Genomic DNA, 832 nt, shown 5'->3' with positions numbered 1-832 from the left:
GCCGCCGCTGCCGGCTCAGGAAAAACGGCCGTGCTCGTTGAACGCATCATTCAGAAGCTTTTGCATAAAGAGTCGCCCGCGGATATCGATTCGTTATTGGTCGTGACGTTCACGAACGCCGCTGCACAGGAAATGCGTAACCGTGTCGGCCAGGCGCTTAGCCAGGCTCTGGAGGAAAACCCCGGCTCGCACCATTTGAAGAAGCAGTTGTCACTATTGCAGAATGCTTCTATTTCTACTTTACACTCGTTCTGTATGGAAGTCGTAAGAAGGTATGCCTACATGCTTGATTTAGATCCTGGCTTCCGAATTGCGGATACAATTGAATCGGATTTGATTCAGCAGGAAGTGTTAGAGGATTTATTTGAAGATTGGTATGGCAAAGAAGGGGAAGAACAAGAACGCTTCTTCGATGTCGTCGACCGTTTTTCCAGTGACAGAAGCGACCTTGATGTCGAAAAGCTCGTCTTGGATCTTTATACGTTTGCTACACAAAATCCTTGGCCAGAGGCATGGCTCAATCAGATGGTCGAAATGTACGAAGTGAAGGAAGGAATGGGAGAAAAGGAACTTCCGTGGTTGAATCTTTTAAAGCAAGAGGTTCACAGCCAGTTGAAAGCGATGGAAGTCGAAGCGAAGCAATTCTTAGAGCTGACGAGAGAACCGGATGGTCCCTACAATTACGGAGAAACAGTGGATCAGGACCTCGAAATGATCCAGCATGCAAAAGGAGCTCTCGAACATTCATGGGAAGAGTTGCAATCGTATATGGGCGAGAGCAAATTCGCGGCCTTGTCCCGCAAGAAGATGGATTGTGACGAAACAAAAAAAG

General features: G+C 47.6%; 1 protein-coding gene. It reads left to right on the top strand.

The features are described 5' to 3' along the window. Window positions 1–832: UvrD-helicase domain-containing protein (locus LD39_RS16955; protein ID WP_035550327.1), on the top strand; the 832-nt coding region annotated here is incomplete at both ends.

Source organism: Halobacillus sp. BBL2006, from assembly GCF_000786645.1.
GTDB lineage: Bacteria > Bacillota > Bacilli > Bacillales > Halobacillaceae > Halobacillus.
This window is presented reverse-complemented; position numbering and strand designations above follow the sequence as displayed.